The 18,207-nt window shown below is 63.9% G+C and carries 16 protein-coding genes; 3 read left to right on the top strand and 13 right to left on the bottom strand.

The annotated features are described in order from the left end of the window. Positions 1-7: 7 nt before the first annotated feature. The 3 genes from CUV01_RS04935 to CUV01_RS04925 are packed head-to-tail and all read right to left on the bottom strand — an operon-like array spanning position 8 to position 3,743. Positions 8-634, bottom strand: coding sequence for a glutathione S-transferase family protein (locus CUV01_RS04935; RefSeq protein WP_101459486.1), 627 nt, complete (start codon positions 632-634; stop codon positions 8-10). Next, a complete protein-coding gene (locus tag CUV01_RS04930) occupies positions 631-2,055 on the bottom strand; it encodes an FAD-binding oxidoreductase (protein WP_101459485.1) in 1,425 nt (474 codons plus the stop codon). The genes CUV01_RS04935 and CUV01_RS04930 overlap by 4 nt, the downstream gene beginning before the upstream one ends. Then, positions 2,052-3,743, bottom strand: coding sequence for a thiamine pyrophosphate-binding protein (locus tag CUV01_RS04925; protein WP_101459484.1), 1,692 nt, complete (start codon positions 3,741-3,743; stop codon positions 2,052-2,054). Before CUV01_RS04925 ends, CUV01_RS04930 begins: the two co-directional genes overlap by 4 nt. 112 nt (positions 3,744-3,855) lie before the next feature. Between CUV01_RS04925 and CUV01_RS04920 the strand changes: the two genes are divergently transcribed. Continuing rightward, on the top strand, positions 3,856-4,578 hold the full coding sequence (locus tag CUV01_RS04920; protein WP_101459483.1) for a FadR/GntR family transcriptional regulator: 723 nt from the start codon (positions 3,856-3,858) through the stop codon (positions 4,576-4,578). Between the two features lie 7 nt (positions 4,579-4,585). Here CUV01_RS04920 and CUV01_RS04915 read toward each other — a convergent pair whose 3' ends face one another. The 4 genes from CUV01_RS04915 to CUV01_RS04900 form a co-directional block, all read right to left on the bottom strand. Continuing rightward, the gene (locus tag CUV01_RS04915) at positions 4,586-6,493 is read right to left on the bottom strand and encodes a TRAP transporter permease (RefSeq protein WP_101459482.1); all 1,908 of its coding nucleotides are present in this window, start codon (positions 6,491-6,493) and stop codon (positions 4,586-4,588) included. A gap of 58 nt (positions 6,494-6,551) precedes the next feature. Then, complete coding sequence (locus tag CUV01_RS04910; RefSeq protein ID WP_101459481.1) at positions 6,552-7,481, bottom strand: TAXI family TRAP transporter solute-binding subunit; 930 nt, start codon at positions 7,479-7,481, stop codon at positions 6,552-6,554. Positions 7,482-7,665: 184 nt separating this feature from the next. After that, a complete protein-coding gene (gene larC, locus CUV01_RS04905) occupies positions 7,666-8,898 on the bottom strand; it encodes a nickel pincer cofactor biosynthesis protein LarC (RefSeq protein ID WP_157994774.1) in 1,233 nt (410 codons plus the stop codon). Between the two features lie 10 nt (positions 8,899-8,908). After that, the gene (locus tag CUV01_RS04900; RefSeq protein ID WP_101459479.1) at positions 8,909-10,183 is read right to left on the bottom strand and encodes a nickel pincer cofactor-dependent isomerase, group 22; all 1,275 of its coding nucleotides are present in this window, start codon (positions 10,181-10,183) and stop codon (positions 8,909-8,911) included. A 436-nt stretch (positions 10,184-10,619) separates the two neighbouring features. Here CUV01_RS04900 and CUV01_RS04895 point away from each other — a divergent pair, with 436 nt between their 5' ends. After that, on the top strand, positions 10,620-10,814 hold the full coding sequence (locus CUV01_RS04895) for a DUF1127 domain-containing protein (RefSeq protein WP_101461877.1): 195 nt from the start codon (positions 10,620-10,622) through the stop codon (positions 10,812-10,814). A gap of 105 nt (positions 10,815-10,919) precedes the next feature. On the opposite strand, the gene CUV01_RS04890 is transcribed toward CUV01_RS04895, so the two are convergent. From CUV01_RS04890 to fsa, 5 genes are all read right to left on the bottom strand, one after another. Beyond that, entirely contained in the window at positions 10,920-11,792 is an 873-nt protein-coding gene (locus CUV01_RS04890; RefSeq protein WP_101459478.1) for a 50S ribosomal protein L11 methyltransferase, read from the bottom strand. Continuing rightward, positions 11,792-12,367 (bottom strand): peptide-methionine (S)-S-oxide reductase MsrA, encoded by a 576-nt coding sequence (gene msrA / locus CUV01_RS04885; RefSeq protein WP_101459477.1) that lies wholly within the window; start codon positions 12,365-12,367, stop codon positions 11,792-11,794. Before msrA ends, CUV01_RS04890 begins: the two co-directional genes overlap by 1 nt. A 144-nt stretch (positions 12,368-12,511) precedes the next feature. Beyond that, a complete protein-coding gene (locus CUV01_RS04880; RefSeq protein ID WP_101459476.1) occupies positions 12,512-13,447 on the bottom strand; it encodes a tyrosine recombinase XerC in 936 nt (311 codons plus the stop codon). Continuing rightward, positions 13,444-14,127 (bottom strand): DUF484 family protein, encoded by a 684-nt coding sequence (locus tag CUV01_RS04875; protein WP_101459475.1) that lies wholly within the window; start codon positions 14,125-14,127, stop codon positions 13,444-13,446. Before CUV01_RS04875 ends, CUV01_RS04880 begins: the two co-directional genes overlap by 4 nt. 44 nt (positions 14,128-14,171) lie before the next feature. Further along, a complete protein-coding gene (gene fsa / locus CUV01_RS04870; RefSeq protein WP_101459474.1) occupies positions 14,172-14,825 on the bottom strand; it encodes a fructose-6-phosphate aldolase in 654 nt (217 codons plus the stop codon). 185 nt (positions 14,826-15,010) lie between these two features. Between fsa and CUV01_RS04865 the strand changes: the two genes are divergently transcribed. Then, a complete protein-coding gene (locus CUV01_RS04865) occupies positions 15,011-17,227 on the top strand; it encodes a primosomal protein N' (protein WP_198731877.1) in 2,217 nt (738 codons plus the stop codon). 18 nt (positions 17,228-17,245) lie between these two features. Here the strand turns inward: CUV01_RS04865 and CUV01_RS04860 are convergent, their stop codons facing one another. Beyond that, positions 17,246-18,166 (bottom strand): lytic transglycosylase domain-containing protein, encoded by a 921-nt coding sequence (locus tag CUV01_RS04860; protein ID WP_101459473.1) that lies wholly within the window; start codon positions 18,164-18,166, stop codon positions 17,246-17,248. Positions 18,167-18,207: the final 41 nt, after the last annotated feature.

Here is an 18,207-nt window from a genome sequence, read left to right as displayed (position 1 = left end):
GCAGAGGCTATTCCGGCATCGGGATCGGGCCGACATCCTTTGGCACCTGATACCCCTTTTGCACCGCCGGACGTTCGGCCAGCGCACGATACCAGCGCAGCACATTCGGGAACTGGCGCAGATCGACCTCATGCCAATCATGCCGTGCCGCCCAGGGAAAGATCGCCATGTCGGCGATGGAATAGTCGCCTGCGACGAAATCCTGCCCCTCAAGCTGGCGGTCCAGCACGCCGTAAAGCCGCAGTGCCTCTTTGGCGAAGCGTTCTTCGGCGGCGGGGGCCAGCCCCTTATTGTTCTTGATAAAGACATGCGCCTGGCCCAGCATCGGGCCAAAGCCGCCCATTTGCCACATCAGCCATTGCATCACATCCGCACGCGCCTTGGGGTCGGTCGGCAAAAAGCGTCCCTCGCGTTCGGCCAGATGGATCATGATCGCGCCGGATTCAAAGACGGCCAACCCGTCATCCACAATCGCCGGGATCTTGTTATTGGGCGAGACCTTCAGGAAATCCGGGTCGAATTGCTGTTCCTTGCCGATATCGACGGCGTGCACGGCATAGGGCAGCCCCAGCTCTTCCAACAGGATGGAAATCTTGCGCCCGTTCGGCGTGGTCCAGGTGTAAAGGTCGATCATGGCTGTTCCTTGCTTTCCGGCGCGATCACCTTGCCGGGGTTCATCAGGCCCTGTGGGTCGATAGCCTGCTTGATCTTGTGAAACAGCGCCATCGCGACCGGGTCCTTATAACGCAGCAATTCTTCGCGCTTGGCCAGCCCGATCCCGTGTTCGGCAGAGATCGAGCCACCCATCGAGACCACCAGATCATGCACGATCCGATTGAAGGCGCTGTAATGCGACAGGAAATCCTTGTCGCTCATGTCTTCGGGGCGGGTCAGGTTGAAATGGATATTGCCATCGCCGAAATGACCAAAGGGGCAAGGGCGCATGGTCGGCATGTAATCCAGACAGGCCGCGACGCCCTGAGTGATGAATTCGGCCACACGTCCGACCGGCACGGCCACGTCATGCTTGATCGACGCGCCATAGTGCTTTTGCATTTCCGACATGTTCTCGCGCAACGCCCATAGCGCGTTGTTCTGGGCCTCGGACGCACCGATGACCGCATCTGTGACCAGCCCTGCCTCTATCGCCTCGGCCAGCGCGTTTTCCATCCGTGCCTCCAGATCGGCATCGGGGTCGGGGGAGGACAACTCGATCAGGCAATAGGCGGGATGCGGCGCTGACATCGGATCGCGGGCGCCCCGGGCGTGAGTCAGGACCATCTCGACGCCGAAGCGTTCCAGATATTCAAATGCCGTCAGGCTGTCGCCTGCGCGTGCGCGCAGAATGTCGAAGATCGCCAGGGCGTCCGCCGGGCCGGCACAGCCCGCAAATGCGGTGACGCGGGCGGCAGGTTTCGGAAACAGCTTCAGCACGGCAGCGGTGATGATCCCCAACGTGCCCTCGGCCCCGATGAACAGGTCGCGCAGATCGTATCCGGTGTTGTCCTTGCGCAGCGCCGACAACGCGTTCAGCACCTGACCGTCGGGCAGGACGACCTCGACCCCAAGCGCCAGATCGCGGGTATTTCCATAGCGCAGGACCGCAGTGCCGCCGGCATTCGTCGACAGGTTGCCGCCGATCTGGCAGCTGCCTTCCGAGGCCAGAGACAGCGGAAACAGACGCCCCGCCTCGTCAGCCGCCTGTTGTACGGCGGCAAGGGTGCAACCGGCCTCGACCGTGATCGTCGCGTTCAGCGGGTCGACGTTGCGGATGCGGTTCAGGCGGCCGGTCGCGATGACCACGCCGCCATCGGGCATGCCGCCGCCGACCAGACCGGTATTGCCGCCCTGAGGGCAGATGGCCACGCCAGCCTGTGCGCAGGCGCGGACACAGGCTGCCACCTCATCCGTTGATCCGGGATGCGCCACAGCGATGGCGGTGCCGGTCCAGCGGCCGCGATCTTCGTGCAGATGCGGGGCCATCTGTTCCGGTTCGGTCCAGACATATGCGTCACCAACCGCCGCGCGAAGATCGGTTATCAGGGCGTCGTTCATCGCCGCTTTTCCGCCTGTTCGCGCAGTTTGGTGATCGTCGTGCGACTGGAAATCTGTTCGGGATCGGTTACCAACTCGATCACCGCTGGCTTGCCCGAAGCGCGCGCGCGTTCCAGCGCCGGGGCAAACTCGTCGGTGCGGGTCACACGCTCGGCGTGGCAGCCCATGCCCTCGGCCAGGCGGCAGAAATCCTGATTGATCAGCGTTGTGCCCGACAAGCGGCGCGGATGATCGCGTTCCTGATGCATGCGGATAGTGCCGTAAATGCCGTTGTTGAACAGCAGAATGATCGGCGTCGCGCCATATTGGGCGGCCATTGCCAGTTCCATGCCGCTCATCTGAAAGCCGCCATCGCCGACCATCCCCAGCACCAACCGGTCGGGGTGCTGCAACGATGCGGCCACGGCGGCGGGCACGGCATAGCCCATCGCCCCACAGGTCGATCCGACCTCGCGTCCGGGGCGGCCAAAGCGCAGGAAACGCTGCGCCCATCCGGTATGGTTGCCGGCATCCAGTGTGATGATCATGTCCTTGGGCAGATCGTCGCGAATGGCGCAGAAGGCGCGGCCCATATCCAATTGCCACTGGTTGTCGCCCGGCGGTTCGGTATCGGCCAGATATTCATCGCGCATGGCGCTGGCCCGTTCAGCCCATGCCTGCTTGCGCCCCAGATCGCGCGTGGCCAGCCCCGCCGCGACGCTGTCCATATCGGCGCAGACACCCAGATCGGGGCCATAGACGCGGCCGATTTCGTCGGCGTCAGGCAGCACATGGATCAGCCGCTGCTGTGATTGCGGTGGTGTCAGTGTGGTATAGCCGCGTGTTGTCATCTCACCCAGACGGGCGCCCAGAACCAGCAGCATATCGGCATCAGTGATGCGCTTGACGATGGTCGGGCTGACGGCGGTGCCGAATTCGCCGACATAGGCGGACGAAAGGTTGTCGATGGCGTCCTGACGGCGGAAAGAGGTGCAAACCGGCAGCCCGTTCGCCTCGGCAAAGCGCTGGATATCCCTGGCGGATTGGTCGCTCCAGCCCGAGCCGCCCAGCATCACCAGCGGGCGTTCGGCCTTGGCCAGCAGGGCGCAGATTGCGTCGATATCGGCCTCGGTCGCTGCCGCTTGCGTTGCCTGATAGGGCCGGGCGTCGGGAACGGTTACGGTTTCGGTCAGCATGTCTTCGGGCAGCGCCAGCACCACCGGACCGGGTCGCCCAGAGGTGGCCACGCGAAAGGCGCGGGCCAAGTATTCCGGCACCCGCTCGGCGCAGTCTATCTGCGCCACCCATTTGGCCAGCGGGCCGAACATCTGGCGGTAATCGACCTCCTGGAAGGCCTCGCGATCCATCATGTCGCGGCCGACCTGACCGATCAGCAGGATCATCGGGGTGCTGTCCTGCTGGGCGATGTGAACGCCGATGGATGCATGACAGGCACCTGGCCCGCGCGTCACCATGCAGATGCCGGGCTGGCCGGTCAGCTTGCCATAGGCTTCGGCCATATCGGCGGCTCCGGCCTCGTGGCGGGCGTTGTAAAGGGAAAAGCGGTCGCTGACATCGTGGATTGCGTCCAGCACCTCAAGATAGCTTTCGCCAGGCACGCAAAAGGCGCAGGTCGCACCGTGGATCAGCAGTTGATCGACCACGACCTTGCCGGCGGTGCGAGGTTGCAGGGGGGTGCTGTCAGGCATGTGCGATCCTCCTAAGTCGCCTTGTCATGTCCCAAGCTGGACAGGCTTGTCAACAAAGCTTACAAGTAACTGATTGCCCAACCGGCGAATTTATGGCGATGGCGACGGGGCGATGAACGATCCTTTGCTGAAACAACCGATCCGCAAGCGAGAGTCGCTGGCCGACCAGATCTATGGTCGGGTGCTGGAACTGATCGCTTCGGGGCAGATGGCCGAGGGCGACAAGCTGCCATCGGAACATCAGATCAGCGAACGTTTTGCGGTGTCGCGGCCCGTCGTGCGCGAGGCGTTGGCACGGCTGCGCGATGATGGGATCATCGTGGCGCGGCACGGGATCGGCAGCTTTGTGCGTCGCCGCCCGCCGCAGGGCCTGATCGATTTTGCGGGTGCGGATGATGTGGCGGGGCTGATGCGCTGCATGGAGGCGCGACTGGCGATCGAGCCCGCCGCCGCCCGCTTTGCCGCCCTGCGCGCCAGTCCCGGCGACCTGACCCTGATCGACGAGGCACTGGATCGCCTGCAAACCGAAATGCGCAGCCGCCAGGCGCAGCCGGATGCAGATTTTGCCTTTCATCTGGCCATCGCGACGGCCAGCGGAAACGAGATATTTGCGCAGATGCTGACCACCACGCGCAGCTTGATGGAAAATGCCATTGCGGTGGCGCAATCGCTGACCTGCGACGGATCAGATGGACGGATCGAGGCCGTCATCGCCGAACATCGCCAGATCGCCGAGGCCATTCGCGCCCGCGACGGTGACGGTGCCGCGCTGCTGATGAGCTATCATCTGGTGCAGGCCCGCCAGAGGGTGACCGACCAACGGCGAGAGGTCTAGCGGCAGGTCAGTTCTCGCCGGTTTCAAGGTCACTCATCTTGACATGCTCGTCGCCCGACAGATCCACCTCTGCGGTGTGATCGGGGTCGGGCTCGCGCCGGTTCAGCAGCACGCCCAGCACACCCAGCCCCAATCCAATCGCATCGGTCAGCAGGCCCGGCTTGATCAGCGTAAAGGCCGCCGCGATCAGCAGGATGCGCACCAGCAAGCCCGCCGGACGAAACAGATATCCCGCAAGCCCCGCCGACAGAAAGGTGACGCCAAGCGAGGCGGTGATGGCGGTCATCACCACCTTGGGCCATTCGCCGATCAGCAGCAGCGAGGGGCCAAAGACGAACATGAAGGGGATGATATAGCCGGTCAGCCCCAGCCTGACGGCGGCAATCGAGGTCGGCACCACCGGACTTCGCGCAACCCCGCAGGCCGCATAAACGGCGATGGCAACCGGCGGCGTGATGGCCGAGAGGATGGCAAAGTAAAAGACAAACATATGTGCCGCCGGGATCGAGACGCCCAGATTGACGAGCGCTGGCACCAGCAGCGCGACCTGCACGATATAGGCCGGTGTCGTGGGCATCCCCATGCCCAGAACGATCCCCGCCATCATCGTCAGAATCAGCGCGGGCAGCAGCATGTCCTGCGCGGCGGCCTTGACCAAACCGGTGAAGGTCAGCCCCAGCCCGGTCTGCGCGATCACCCCGATCACGATGCCGGCTGTTGCACAGGCCATGGCCACGATAACCGAATTCAGTGCACCCGATTCCAGCGCCTCGATCAGCTTTCTGAAGGTGAATTCCTTGCGCGTCGTCTTGCGCAGCAGCACAACCGGGACGATGGACAGAATGCCTGCCAGTGCCGAGAACGGGGCCGAATAGCCCGACATCAGCGTGGCGATGATGATGACTAGCGGCAGGAACAGGTGGCCTTCGTCCTTCAGGACCTTGCCCACGCGCGGCAGATCGGCGCGCGGCAGCCCCTTCATGCCTTGCTTGCGGGCCTCGAAATGCACGGCAAGGAACACCGCCAGATAATAAAGCAGCGCGGGCAGCAGCGCATAGGCGGCGACTGTCAGGTAGCCCACGCCCATGAATTCGGCCATGACAAAGGCGGCGGCCCCCATGATCGGCGGCATGATCTGTCCGCCGGTAGACGCCACGGCCTCGACCGCGCCCGCGAAAGGGGCGGGATAGCCGATGCGTTTCATCAGCGGGATGGTGAATGTGCCGGTGGTCATGACATTCGCCACTGCCGAGCCGGACACCGACCCGAACAGCCCAGAGGTGACCACCGCCACCTTGGCCGGGCCACCGGCCGTATGCCCGGTCAGCGCCAGCGCGAAATCCATGAACAGCTTGCCGATACCGAACCGTTCGGCCATGGCGCCAAAAATCACGAACAGCACCACATAGGTCGCCGAGACCTGCAGAGGCACGCCCCACAGCGCATCGGTTGTCATGTATTGATATTCCAGCAGCCGGGTGATGTCGGCGTCTGTAAAAAAGATCTGATATCCCAGAAAGAACAGCGCGGTGATTGGCAGGATCGGACCGACGGCGCGGCGCGTGGCCTCGAGCACGGTCACGATCGCTACGACCGCAAAGGCCTGATCGGCCAGCGACACGGGGCCAACATACGCCATGCGCGTCGAGAAATACTGAAGGTTGATGATCGGATAAGCCGTCGCGGCTATTGCGGCCACCAGCAAGGCGATATCCAGCAGATTGGGCGAACGATCCTTGCGCGCGGCCGTGATCGGCAAGGTCATATAGGCCAGCGCCAGTGCAAAGCCCAGATGCGTGGCGCGCAGGGTAAACGCGTTGGGCGGCCCGAACCAGGCGATATAAAGGTGAAACAGGCTCATGGCGACGGCCAGTGCCATCGTCAGCCGCAGAAACCAGGTCTTGTTGGCGAACATGGCCGCATCTCCACCCTAAAGAGACGGGGCCGTCTTGGCCCCGCCTAGATGTCCGTGCTTAGCCGCCCGTTTGCTCGGCATAGAACTCGGTCGCGCCGGGATGCAGCGGCACGCCGGTATCTTCCTGCATCGATTCCAGCGTCGTGTTTGCCATGGCCGCACTGATCGCGACCATATCGTTGCGGTTCTCCCACATGCGGGTCAGGATCGTCTTGACGACCTCGTTTTCCAGATCGCAACGGGCAATGACCTGCGTGGCATAACCAACGGCCAGCACGTCCTCGTCCTGACCTGGATAGCTGCCCGCCGGGATGGTCAGCGCTGCATAGCCCGGATTGAGGTTTGCCTTCATGTCGTCGATGAAGCTTTGCTCTAGCGGGACCACGGTGATGTCGGTGGAGTTGGCCAGATCCATGACCGCCGAGGCGGGCACGGTCGTGCCAAGCGTGAAGTAATCGGCATTGCCATCCTGCAGCAGCGATACGCCATCGGAATACGAGACATAATCGACGCTGCGCATATCGTCATAGCTGCTGCCGGCGGTTTCCAGAACCGCGCGGGTCACCTGTTCGGCGGTGTTGCCCACTGGCTGCGTCACCAGCCGCTTGCCGGCCAGATCCGCGGGCGAGGCGATCTCGCTGGCTGCCGTCGCGACGATGTGGAAATACTGCGGATAAAGCGTGGCCAGATTGCAGACGTTATCGGCCTTGCCTTCAAACGGCTCGCGTCCCTCGATCGCATCAACGACCGAGATCGAGTTGCCAAACCCCAGATCGGCCTGACCGCCCTGAACGCCCTGCACATTGGCGACGCCGCCACCGGGCAGAACCTGTATGCCGATGCCGTCGTCGGACACCATCGACTGTATCGCCCCGCCAAGCGGATACCACGAACCGCCTTGCGGTCCGGTCATCAGCTTGAGTTGCTGAGCCTGTGCCATCCCGGTCGTCGCCATGGCGAACAGGCCGGTTGCGATAAGAATACGCATGTCTTCTCTCCCTGCGATGTCGATTTTTTTGCGTCGCTATCCTGATGGCTGACGCTTCGGGCAGCCGGCCAACGATACGCGCCAGCCCGACCAGAGCCGCATCCCTCCCAAGGCGGCGCCGGTCAGGAAATGACAACAGATCGACCCCGACATGTCAACTTTCTTTACAAGATGGCGTGCCATTTCAATCGGGTGTCTCTGCCTGCCGCCTCGCGCGTTGGCGTGCCGCGTGATCCCCTGCCTGACCCAGATCGTCCATCTCGGCCTTGATGCTGCGGGTACCGTCGGGGCGGGTCAGGGTCTTGGTCCCGACGCCGCCCGTGCCCGTGTCCTGGGTGCGCGGCAGGATCATCCGCGTCTCTTGGCGCATTCGCAGACCGATGGTCGTCGTCTCGGACAGGGCGGCGCGTGCGACCAGGTCGATGGCGTCGCGGCGGCAGATCACCTCGATCCGGGTGATCATGCGCCCCTTTTTGCCAATTGCGGGCACTTGCAGCACGTCCAGCACCTCGGGCATGGCCCGCAGCCGGTCAAGGCCGACGGCCAGATCCTCGGGCGTCTGGTCGTCGATGTGAAAGGCGATGACGCCAACGACGTCCTGCGCAGAGGCCTCGGCATCCGCCTTGCGCCACAGACCCACGCGCAACAGGTTGGCGATGCCCTGCATCCTGCGGGTGCCCAGCCCGTGCCCGACCTGATCCAGCCGCAAGGCGCCGTCGGGCAGGGCAAGCGCCGGGGCCAGATGCGCCATGATCGCGGCGCCGGTCGGTGTCACTCGCTCGCCCGGAATGCCGTCGTCGATCACAGGCAGCCCGCGCATCAGCATCAGCGTGGCGGGGGCCGGCACCGGCATCTGCCCGTGCTCGGTCTGGATGCGCCCACCGCCAAGGGGCAGCGGGGCGGTACTGGCGGAGCCGACCTGCAGCCGTTCCAGACACAGCGCGGCCAGCAGGATATCGGCAATCGAATCCCAGTCCGAGATTTCGTGGAAATGCACCTGCTCAAGCGTCACGCCATGGACCGAGGCCTCGGTCTGACCCAGCCTCAGCAAGATATCCAGCGCCCGCGCCCTGATGCCTGCGTCGGGGGCAAGCTTGGCCAACAGATCGCGATAGTCGGCATAGTGGTGTGGCCCGCGCTGACTGTCGGGCAGGGTCAGCGCCAGATGCAGACCGCGCATTCCACTATCGCGCTGCTGCTGGGCCTTCAGCCCAATGCCGGGACCGATCCGAGCGGCCAGATCCTGCGCCTCTGGGATCAGATCGGGTGCAGCGTCCAGCATGGCCGCGATGAACATGTCGCCTGCGATGCCGCCAAGCGGGTCCAGATGCAGATGCGCACGCCCTGCAGGCCGGGGTCGATCCGTAACCTCGGGCTGCGGAATCGCGGTTTCGTGGTGATCGTGATGGTCGTGCATGGTGATGTCGTCAGCCGATGCGCAGGTTGCCGTGGTCGTCAAAGGCGGGCGGGCTGGGGTCGCCCAGCACCTCGATCTGCGGGTTTTCCCTGGCCTCTGGCAGCAGCGCGGGCGAAACGCGGATGGTTTCCAGATGCAGCGTGTCAGTCAGCCAGGCGATGCGTGGCGCTGCGGGATCGGCGGCGTTGCAGGTCTTGATCGCCAGTTGCAGGGCCTCGCGGTCCGTTGCGGCGATCACCGGGATGCGCGCGCTGGCCAGGATGGTCGAGGTGATGCAATTGGCATAGGTCGCGTCATAGTCGATCTTGTCGAACAGCCGCTGTGTGCAGACATCGGCCAGCCCGACGCCATTGGCATTGCCACCGCTTTTGCCGGTCAGTTCCAGCACGGCCAGTTTGCCAACCACCTGCGAGGTGCGCATATGCGGCGTGCTGGCGCGGCCGGTGATGTTCGGGTCCATGCCGGTGCCGGAATATTCCTTTCCCATCCGCTCGATCAGCAGCACATCCAGCGGGTTCAGCAGGATGCGCGGCATCCGCTTGCGCGCGATGTCCAGCAATTCCGGTTCGCGTGTCAGCAGGTGATCGGCGGGCACCAGTTCGATATGGCAGGGGCGATCATAGGCGTTTTCGACCGTGGCGATGCCGAACAGCACCTTTTCGCGGCTCAGGCTCAGCGCCGCCATGTCGCGGACGTTCTGGCCCATCAGCCCCATGCCCATCGCATGGCAGCTTTCGGCGCCGCGCTGCTTGCCCAGCCCGATGGTGATCATCTTGCACAGCCCACTTTCCAGTTCCGCCGAGAAACTCGTATGCGGCTTGATCCGGTTGATGACGACAATCCCGTCAGCCTGCCGCGCGATCCGGTCCATAAAAACCGGCAGCCCGTTGGGCAGGGTGCCGATCTGGTCGACCTCCATCGAGGATCTCAACTCGCAGCCCATACTGTCGGCGGTGACGCCCAGCCCGGCCAGCAGCTTTTCCTGCCCCTCAGCGGTCGCGCCGCCATGACTGCCCATGGCCGGCACGATAAAGGGCAGCGCCCCCTGTGCCTTGATCGCGTCGATGGTGGCGCGCACGATGACCGGCAGTTCGGCCACGCCGCGGCTGCCCACCCCGACAGCGATGCTCATGCCGGGGCGCAGGCCATGTGCCGCACCGGCACGGTCGAACTCTGCCCGAACGGCGGCGGGCAGGTCGGTGATCGTGCTGTCATCAAAGATCTGGCGGATGGTCAGCATCGGAGGGATCGCCACATCTGCCGTCAGTTTGCCGATAATGCCCATGGCCGTTCGTTCCCTCACCGCTGTCGGTGGCAGAGTGCCGTCTGCCCCGGCGAATGTCCAATTCTTGTTCCAGACACCTCCACCACCGGGGTGATTCTCGGGCAAGTCAGCGGTCGGTCAGCTTGACCAAGGGTCAGCGGTCGGATCGGTCAAATACCACGCATATTCCGTTCGCTGCACTGCCACTTGGGGGCCTCGGTCAAAATGACGAAAAACCGGGCGAATTGCCTGAGCTGCCGCGCGTTTTTCAGACCCTTTGCCGTCCGGTTCCGGCGCCTGCGTGTCAGTAAAAATTTAGCGATGAGAGTGGCTTATGCGCCAGATGCATAACGGGAATACGCAATCATCCGTGGCTTTCGGCGGGTGCGACGGGTAGCTGCTGCATTATTCCGAAACCGCCCGAATGCAGGGCAAGCTATATCAAACAGGTGACATCATGTCTGCGATTGACATCAATCGTCTTGGCTCCAATCCGCAATCATCCGGCCTGCTGGGCCGGCTGCTGGCCATGCTGACCGCGTGGAACGATACCCGCGTCACGCGCAACACGCTCAGCCAGCTGTCTGATCGCGAGTTGGATGATATCGGTCTGGATCGCGGCGATATCGAACGGATTGCACGCCGGTTCTGAACGCGCCCGAACGGCCCGCAGCGCGAGGCCAATGTAAAACCCCCGAATGCGGTAGCAGCGGGGGTTTTTGCATGTCTGGTTTTCAGTGGCGCGCAGGGTTTGCGGCTATTGCCTGCGCATGGTCAGCGTTGACCACTCGCCCAGATCGTCGCGGCGCTGCAACTCGAAATCCTGTGCGGCATAGGCTGCCACGACCTCATCGGCCTGATCCGTCAACAGTCCCGACAAGATGATCCGTCCGCCCGGCGTCACATGCCGCGCCATGTCCGGGGCCAGGTCGATCAGTGGCTGCTTGAGGATATTGGCAAAGACCAGATCAAAGGGTGCGGCCTCGTCCAGCGTCGGATGATCGAAACCCATCGCCTGCATGCAGATCACGCGCCCGTCCAGACCGTTGGCGATGACATTGGCGGCCGCCGTATCAACCGCGACCTCGTCGATATCGCTGGCCAGCACGGTGACCGGCCACAGCCGCGCCGCGCCCATCGCCAGCACCGCCGTGCCACAGCCGATATCGGCGATGCGATGCGGCTGAAAGCCCTCTACAGCCAGCCGGTCTGCGGCCTCGAGACAGCCCTTGGTGGTGCCGTGATGCCCGGTGCCGAATGCCATTGCGGCCTCGATCCACAGCGGCTCGACGCCATCGGGGATGGTGTCTGCGTCGTGGCTGCCATGCACATAGAACCGCCCGGCCCGGACCGGCGTCAATTCGCGCCGAACCTTCGACACCCAATCGACCTCGGGCAATTCCGAGGTCACGAACGGCTCTGCCTCATGGGCCGCGGCCAGCAATGCCAGCGCGACCTCATCAGGGGGATCGGTGAAATAGATCCCCACCTCCCACCGATCCTTGCCGTCTTCGATCTCGAAAACCCCGGTGCCGACGGGTTCGGGTTCCAGTACCTCTTCACATGCAAGCGCCAAAGCTTCGGCGCGCGCTTGACCCGCCGTATGGGTCAGGGCGGTCCATGTGGGCATCAGATGGGGTCCGGATTTGGCAGTGCACATTCGACGCCGGTGCCCTTCATCGCACAATACCCGCCCGGATTCTTGTGCAGATATTGCTGATGTGCCTCTTCGGCGGGCCAGAAGGGAACGTTGTCGGTGATCTCGGTCGTGACCTTGCCATAGCCTTCGACCGCCAGCCGGTTGCCATAGTCGATCCTGGAAGCCTCGGCGGCGGCGCGCTGGCTGTCATTCATCGCGACGATCAGGCTGCGATACTGGCTGCCCATGTCATTCCCCTGCCGGTTACCCTGCGTCGGGTCATGGTTTTCCCAGAACAGTTGCAACAGATGGTCATAGCTGACGCGGCTGCTGTCAAAGACCACGCGCACAACCTCGGCATGGCCGGTGTCGCCCTGGCAGGTCTCGCGATAGGTCGGGTTTTCGGTATGACCGCCGGCAAAGCCGACCTCGGTCATCCAGACGCCTTCCTGCTTCCAGAAAAGTCGCTCGATCCCCCAATAGCAGCCCATGCCAAAGATCGCCTCGTCATAGCCAGCCGGGATCGGCGCATCCATCGGTCGGTTAAAGATCGCATGCTCGGTCATCAGGCATCCTTTCCATTGATCTCTTCATTGGTTCAGCCGTCAACGCGCCGCCATCCCGTCGGGTTCGGCACGCCGCGACAATGTGTTGATGCCTATGTGGCGGTGCGATGCGCAAATTGCCAGAGGCATCACGTCGACAGGGCGCTAGCCGCGCGGATGCGCGGCACGATACACCGATAGCAGATGCGCGTCGTCCACCCCGGTATAGACCTGTGTCGTGGACAGGCTGGCATGGCCCAGCAGTTCCTGAATCGTCCGCAGATCGCCGCCTGCCGACAGCAGATGCGTGGCAAAGCTGTGGCGCAGGGCGTGCGGTGTGGCCGTGGGCGGCAAACCCAGTGCCTGCCGCGCCTGTCGCATCGTCGTGGCGACGATGCCGGGGCTTAGCCGCCCGCCACGCGCGCCCCGAAACAGCGGTTGATCCGGGGTCAGGGGATAGGGCGCCAGCCGCAGATATTCGGCCACGGCCTGATGGGTGACCGGCAATACCGGCACCTGACGTTCGCGTCCGCCCTTGCCGCGAACGGTCAGCGCCTCGCGAAAGGGCCAGGCGCGGCCATCAAGGCCAAGCGCCTCTGAAATCCGCAGCCCGCAGCCGTAAAGCAAGGTCAGCACCGCCAGATCGCGCGCGGCAATCCAGGGCGTGTCATGGCCGTCGCCGGCCATATCCAGCATCTGCCGCGCCTGATCGGGGGCCAGTGGCCGGGGCAGCGAACGTTGATATTTTGGGCTGCGGGTGGACAGCGCCAGCGAGGCGTCGAAGCCCTCGCGATCGGCCATCCAGCGCAAGAATGATCGCACCGCCGACTGCCGACGCGCGAGTGATCGCGGAGACAAGTCTCGCGCGCGCTCGGCCGCGGCAAAGGCGCGCATATCGGATTGCTTCAATTCCGCCAAAGTGCCGGGCAGGGCAGGGCAGCCGTGATAGCCGCCCAGAAACCCCAGAAAGGCCAGCAGATCGTCGCGATATGCCTTTATCGTATGCGGGGATCGGTCGCGCGTTCCGGCCTCGACTTCCAGCCAGCGGGCCAGAGCGTCCGACATTGCGGGCGCAAGGGCCAACGGACCGTTCGCCGTCATTCGCGCAGCCAGCCCAGCAGGGCCAGCCGGAATGCCTGCCCAAAGAAGCGCAGCAGATCCGTGCCATGCGCGGCCGAGAAACGCCCGACTTCGGCGCTGCCCATCAGCAGCAGGGCCGGCGCGTGGCCCGGGCCCAGATCCAGCGGGATCAGCGCCTCGGATGCCACGTCGGTTGCATGCAACGGGCGCGAGACCTCGGCCACCTTGCGCAGGATGATATCATCGCCGCGCGGCGTGCGCCGCCCACCGGCAAGCGCGCGTCCGACCGTGCCCTGAGGCACCAGCAGGATCTGATCGGGCAGCCCGGGGCGTGCCTCTTTGGCCTCGAAGATCAGCCGCAGCGTATCGACGCGCAACAAGGGCGCGACCTCGGCCTGCAGGTTTTCGACGAAACCGGCGGCATCCTGCGGTTCCAGCAGCGCCAGAACCGCGCGGTGCACCACCGCCATGCCCGACTGGTTGTCATAGGCCGCCGAGATCACGCTTTCATGCGCGGTTTCCAGACGGTCCAGCCGGGTTTCCAATGCCTCCATCGCGCGACCGCGAATGTCGATCACGTTATGGCCGATTTCGGACTCGCGCGCGGCGACCAGCGCCCGCATCAGGTCGCGATCACCCAGGATTGCCGACGGGTCCGCCAGCAATTTTTCGCGCGTCGTTTCGTCCAGAACTGCTTCCATGTCACTGCCCTTTGCCGATTACGCCGCGCTTATTCGCGCGGTCGTTAGCCGATCTTCTGACCGGTCTTTGCCCAATCGGCATTGAACTGCGCTAGACCCTTGTCGGTCAAGGGATGGCTGGCCATCGACTTGATTACGTTCGGAGGTGAGGTAATTACGTCAGCCCCGATGCGCGCCGCCTCGATGATATGGTTGACCGAACGGATCGAGGCCGCAAGGATCTGCGTCTCATAGCCGTAATTGTCATAGATCTCGCGGATATCGGCGATCAGGTCCATCCCGTCCAGGTGGATGTCGTCCAGCCGTCCGATGAACGGGCTGATAAAGGTCGCGCCAGCCTTGGCCGCCAGAATGGCTTGCGCTGCACTGAAACACAGCGTCACGTTGACCATATGCCCATCATCGGCAAAGGCGCGGCAGGCTTTCAGGCCGTCCCAGGTCAGCGGCACCTTGATCGCGATATTCGGCGCGATTTCGGCCAGTTTCTTGCCTTCGCGGATCATGTCATCGGCCTTTTCGGCGACGACCTCGGCGCTGACAGGGCCTTCGACCATGTCGCAGATTTCCTTGGTGACTTCGACAATGTCACGGCCGGATTTCAGGATCAGCGAGGGGTTGGTTGTGACACCATCCACCATGCCCAGATCGTTCAGTTCCTTGATGGCGGCGGTGTCGGCGGTATCGACGAAGAATTTCATGGCAGTTCCCCTGATCCAAATGGTTGTGCGGGTGATAGCGCAGATGCGCGCTGGCGGGAAGGGTGCGGGTGCCCCGAGGCTTGATTGCGCAGTGGGTGGCTTGCCTCGGAATTATCGTGGCGCGCCCCTTGTCGTGTGGAAACCGCCCTTGAATTTACCGCCCGCGCACCCCCTTATAGCACCGCATGACGACCCGCCCGCTGATCCCCGATCCTGGCTTTTTCCCGGCCGGACACCGCATTGCGGTGCTGACGACAGAGCCTGTCGGCATGCTGGATTATCTGGCGCCCGAAGGCGGTGTCGCAACCGGTCAACTGGTCATTTGCCCCTTGGGTCCTCGCCGCATCATCGGCGCCGTCTGGGGTGAGGGGCTGGGCGGTTTCGACGCGGCCAAGCTGCGTCCTGTCCAGCGCCGCATCGATGCCGAGCCTCTGCCCCCCGATTTTCTGGAGTTTCTGGCGCGGGCCGCCGAATATACCCTGACGCCGATGCCGTTGATGTTGCGCATGGCGACGCGTGCGCCCGATCTGGACAAACCCCCGGCGGCGCGGCGCGTGATCACCCCGTCAGGCGACCCGCCCACCCGCATGACCGAGGCCCGCGCCCGTGTCATGCAGGTCATCGCCGATCATGCAGGCGCGGGGTTTGCGCCCTCGGAACTGGCGCAACTGGCGGGCGTGGGAACCTCGGTCGTCAAGGGACTGGTCGCCGCTGGCACATTGGCGGAAATGGCCGCGCCGCGCGATCTGCCCTATCCCCGGCTGGATCCCAGCCTGCCCGGCAAACCGCTGGCGGTCGATCAGCAAACGGCAGCTGATCACCTGCGCGGCGCCATCCGTGCCGGCCGCTACGGCACCACGCTGCTGCGCGGCGTCACCGGATCGGGCAAGACCGAGGTCTATCTGGAGGCCGTCGCCGAATGTCTGGCAAAGGGCCGTCAGGCACTGGTGCTTTTGCCCGAGATTGCGCTGTCGGCCGAGTTTCTGGATCGGGTAGAGGCGCGGTTCGGTGCGCAGCCCGGCGAATGGCACAGCGGCATCACCCGGACCGAGCGTCGGCGACTGTGGCATATGGCGGGCCGCGGCGAGGTCGGGCTGGTGGTCGGGGCGCGCTCGGCGCTGTTCCTGCCCTTCCGCGATCTGGGCCTGATCGTCGTCGATGAGGAACATGACAACAGCTACAAACAGGAAGACGTCGTCTTTTACAGCGCGCGCGATATGGCGGTGCTGCGGGCCTCGATGTCCGAGGCACAGGTCGTGCTGGCCTCGGCCACGCCCTCGCTGGAAAGCTGGGTGAACGCGGCGCAGGGCAAATATCAGCGGCTGGATCTGCGATCGCGCTATGGCGAGGCGGAACTGCCCGACATGGCTGCGATCGATCTGCGCGCCGAGAATTTGCCGGGCAGCCGCTGGATCTCGCCCAGCCTTGTCCGCGCGGTTCAGGCGCGGCTGGCCAAGGGGGAACAGTCGCTGCTGTTCCTGAACCGTCGGGGCTATGCGCCGGTGACCGTCTGCCGGGCCTGCGGGCAGCAAGCGGGCTGTGATCAATGCGATGCGCGGATGGTCGAACACCGGTTTCAGAACCGGCTGGTCTGCCATCAATGCGGTGAGACCAAACCCGTTCCCACCACCTGCCCGGAATGCGGCGTGGCGGATCGCATGGCGCCGGTTGGCCCCGGCGTCGAACGTCTGGCCGAAGAGGTCGCGGCGTGCTTTCCCGATGCCAAGGCGACGGTGCTGTCGTCCGATCTGTTCCATTCGGCACGCGCGCTCAAGGAAACCATCGCCGAGATCGCGCACGGCGATACCGATATCATCATCGGCACACAATTGGTGGCCAAGGGGCATAACTTTCCCCGGCTGACACTGGTCGGCGTGATCGATGCCGATCTGGGGCTGCAAGGCGCGGATATGCGCGCCGCCGAGCGGTCCTTTCAACTGATGCGGCAGGTGGCAGGCCGCGCCGGGCGGCAGCCGGGGGATGCGCCGGGGCAGGCCTTGCTGCAAACCCATCAGCCCGACCATCCGGTGATCCGCGCGATCCTTTCGGGCGAGGACGAAAGCTTTTGGGATGCCGAAGCCAGCGGACGACAGGCGGCGGGAATGCCTCCCTATGGTCGGTTGGCCGGCATCATCCTGTCGCATCCTGATCCAAGCGTCGTGGCCGATTTCGCGCAGATGCTGTCGCGCCATGCAGGCCCGCTGCACGAAGTCGGGGCCGAATTATGGGGGCCCGCGCCCGCGCCGATCGCCCGCATCCGTGGCCGCCATCGCATCCGTATGCTGATCCGGGCGGCACGTCAGGCACCTATACAGTCCGCGATTGCCGATTGGCTGGCACCGCATAAGCCGCCGACGAACTTGCGCCTGTCCGTCGATATCGATCCGCAAAGTTTCTATTAGGCGACGTGGCCGCGCCCGTCAGTTCTTGAGCACGATACAACGCCCGCCAACCCGTTTCAGCTGGACGCAAAATGCGTTGGCCTCGCCACGTGAATCATAGCCGACCTGCGCCGTATAAAGCAGGCGTGCCGACCCGCTCATGCGTTTGCGCACATAGCCGATCTGCTTGCCTTGAAGGATCGGGCGCAATGCCCGGTTCAGTCGCGTCACCTGCTGCTGCGCGCCTGACCGGCTGGGATGGCTGGCCAGAATCACGCCCCATGGAAAGACGCGGGGCTCCACCGTGAATTCGCGCAGCGAGCGATTGCCGGCCATCTCGACACAGGCCGCGCGAAAGGGTTTCTTGGCATCCAGCGCAAGGTCCAGTTCGGGCACGATTGGCGGATTGTCACGCCAGCGCCAGGCGTTATGCCCGGTGATCGATTCAACGTAATCCTGCGTCTCATAGGGCAGCACCGTCTGCCCCGCCATGAAACGCGCGGCGCGATTTTCGCCACCGTTATAAGCAACCGCCGCCAGCCCGATATTGCCGGTCTGGTTGGCCAGATAGCGCAGATACCAGGCAGATCTTGAAATCGCCTGCGCGGGGTTGAAAGGATCGTGCAGGTCGTAAAGCTCTGCCGTCGAAGGAATGAATTGCGCGATCCCGATCGCGCCGGCGGGGCTGACTGCGCTGGGTTCGAACCGGCTTTCCTTCCATAGCAGGCGGGCCAGGAAATTCGGGTTCAGATCGTTCTGCGATGCATTCCGTTCGATCAGTTTGCAGACATCGTCGACGTAGTGATCCAGCCTGATGCAATCGCGACCGTCATCTGTGCAGCGCTGATCTTCGCGATCCCGGATCGGGGGATAGCCGACATATGCGTCAACCGCCGGACGCGCCAGCGCGGACTGAGCGGCAAGCAGAAAAATGAAACATGTGACAACAAAACGGCGCATTGGACCCGGATAGATAGACGTGTGGCTGACTACCATTCGGT

Source organism: Paracoccus tegillarcae (genome assembly GCF_002847305.1).
In the GTDB taxonomy this organism is placed as follows: Bacteria; Pseudomonadota; Alphaproteobacteria; order Rhodobacterales; family Rhodobacteraceae; genus Paracoccus; species Paracoccus tegillarcae.
Note: the sequence above shows the minus strand (reverse complement) of the source record. Positions and strands in the feature narration are given on the sequence as shown.

Bases quoted from the DNA above. Each gene is read 5' to 3' on its own strand.
- CUV01_RS04935 (WP_101459486.1), bottom strand. From the start codon at position 634: ATGATCGACCTTTACACCTGGACCACGCCGAACGGGCGCAAGATTTCC.
- CUV01_RS04930 (WP_101459485.1), bottom strand. From the start codon at position 2,055: ATGAACGACGCCCTGATAACCGATCTTCGCGCGGCGGTTGGTGACGCA.
- CUV01_RS04925 (WP_101459484.1), bottom strand. From the start codon at position 3,743: ATGCCTGACAGCACCCCCCTGCAACCTCGCACCGCCGGCAAGGTCGTG.
- CUV01_RS04920 (WP_101459483.1), top strand. From the start codon at position 3,856: ATGAACGATCCTTTGCTGAAACAACCGATCCGCAAGCGAGAGTCGCTG.
- CUV01_RS04915 (WP_101459482.1), bottom strand. From the start codon at position 6,493: ATGTTCGCCAACAAGACCTGGTTTCTGCGGCTGACGATGGCACTGGCC.
- CUV01_RS04910 (WP_101459481.1), bottom strand. From the start codon at position 7,481: ATGCGTATTCTTATCGCAACCGGCCTGTTCGCCATGGCGACGACCGGG.
- larC (WP_157994774.1), bottom strand. From the start codon at position 8,898: ATGCACGACCATCACGATCACCACGAAACCGCGATTCCGCAGCCCGAG.
- CUV01_RS04900 (WP_101459479.1), bottom strand. From the start codon at position 10,183: ATGGGCATTATCGGCAAACTGACGGCAGATGTGGCGATCCCTCCGATG.
- CUV01_RS04895 (WP_101461877.1), top strand. From the start codon at position 10,620: ATGTCTGCGATTGACATCAATCGTCTTGGCTCCAATCCGCAATCATCC.
- CUV01_RS04890 (WP_101459478.1), bottom strand. From the start codon at position 11,792: ATGCCCACATGGACCGCCCTGACCCATACGGCGGGTCAAGCGCGCGCC.
- msrA (WP_101459477.1), bottom strand. From the start codon at position 12,367: ATGACCGAGCATGCGATCTTTAACCGACCGATGGATGCGCCGATCCCG.
- CUV01_RS04880 (WP_101459476.1), bottom strand. From the start codon at position 13,447: ATGACGGCGAACGGTCCGTTGGCCCTTGCGCCCGCAATGTCGGACGCT.
- CUV01_RS04875 (WP_101459475.1), bottom strand. From the start codon at position 14,127: ATGGAAGCAGTTCTGGACGAAACGACGCGCGAAAAATTGCTGGCGGAC.
- fsa (WP_101459474.1), bottom strand. From the start codon at position 14,825: ATGAAATTCTTCGTCGATACCGCCGACACCGCCGCCATCAAGGAACTG.
- CUV01_RS04865 (WP_198731877.1), top strand. From the start codon at position 15,011: ATGACGACCCGCCCGCTGATCCCCGATCCTGGCTTTTTCCCGGCCGGA.
- CUV01_RS04860 (WP_101459473.1), bottom strand. From the start codon at position 18,166: ATGCGCCGTTTTGTTGTCACATGTTTCATTTTTCTGCTTGCCGCTCAG.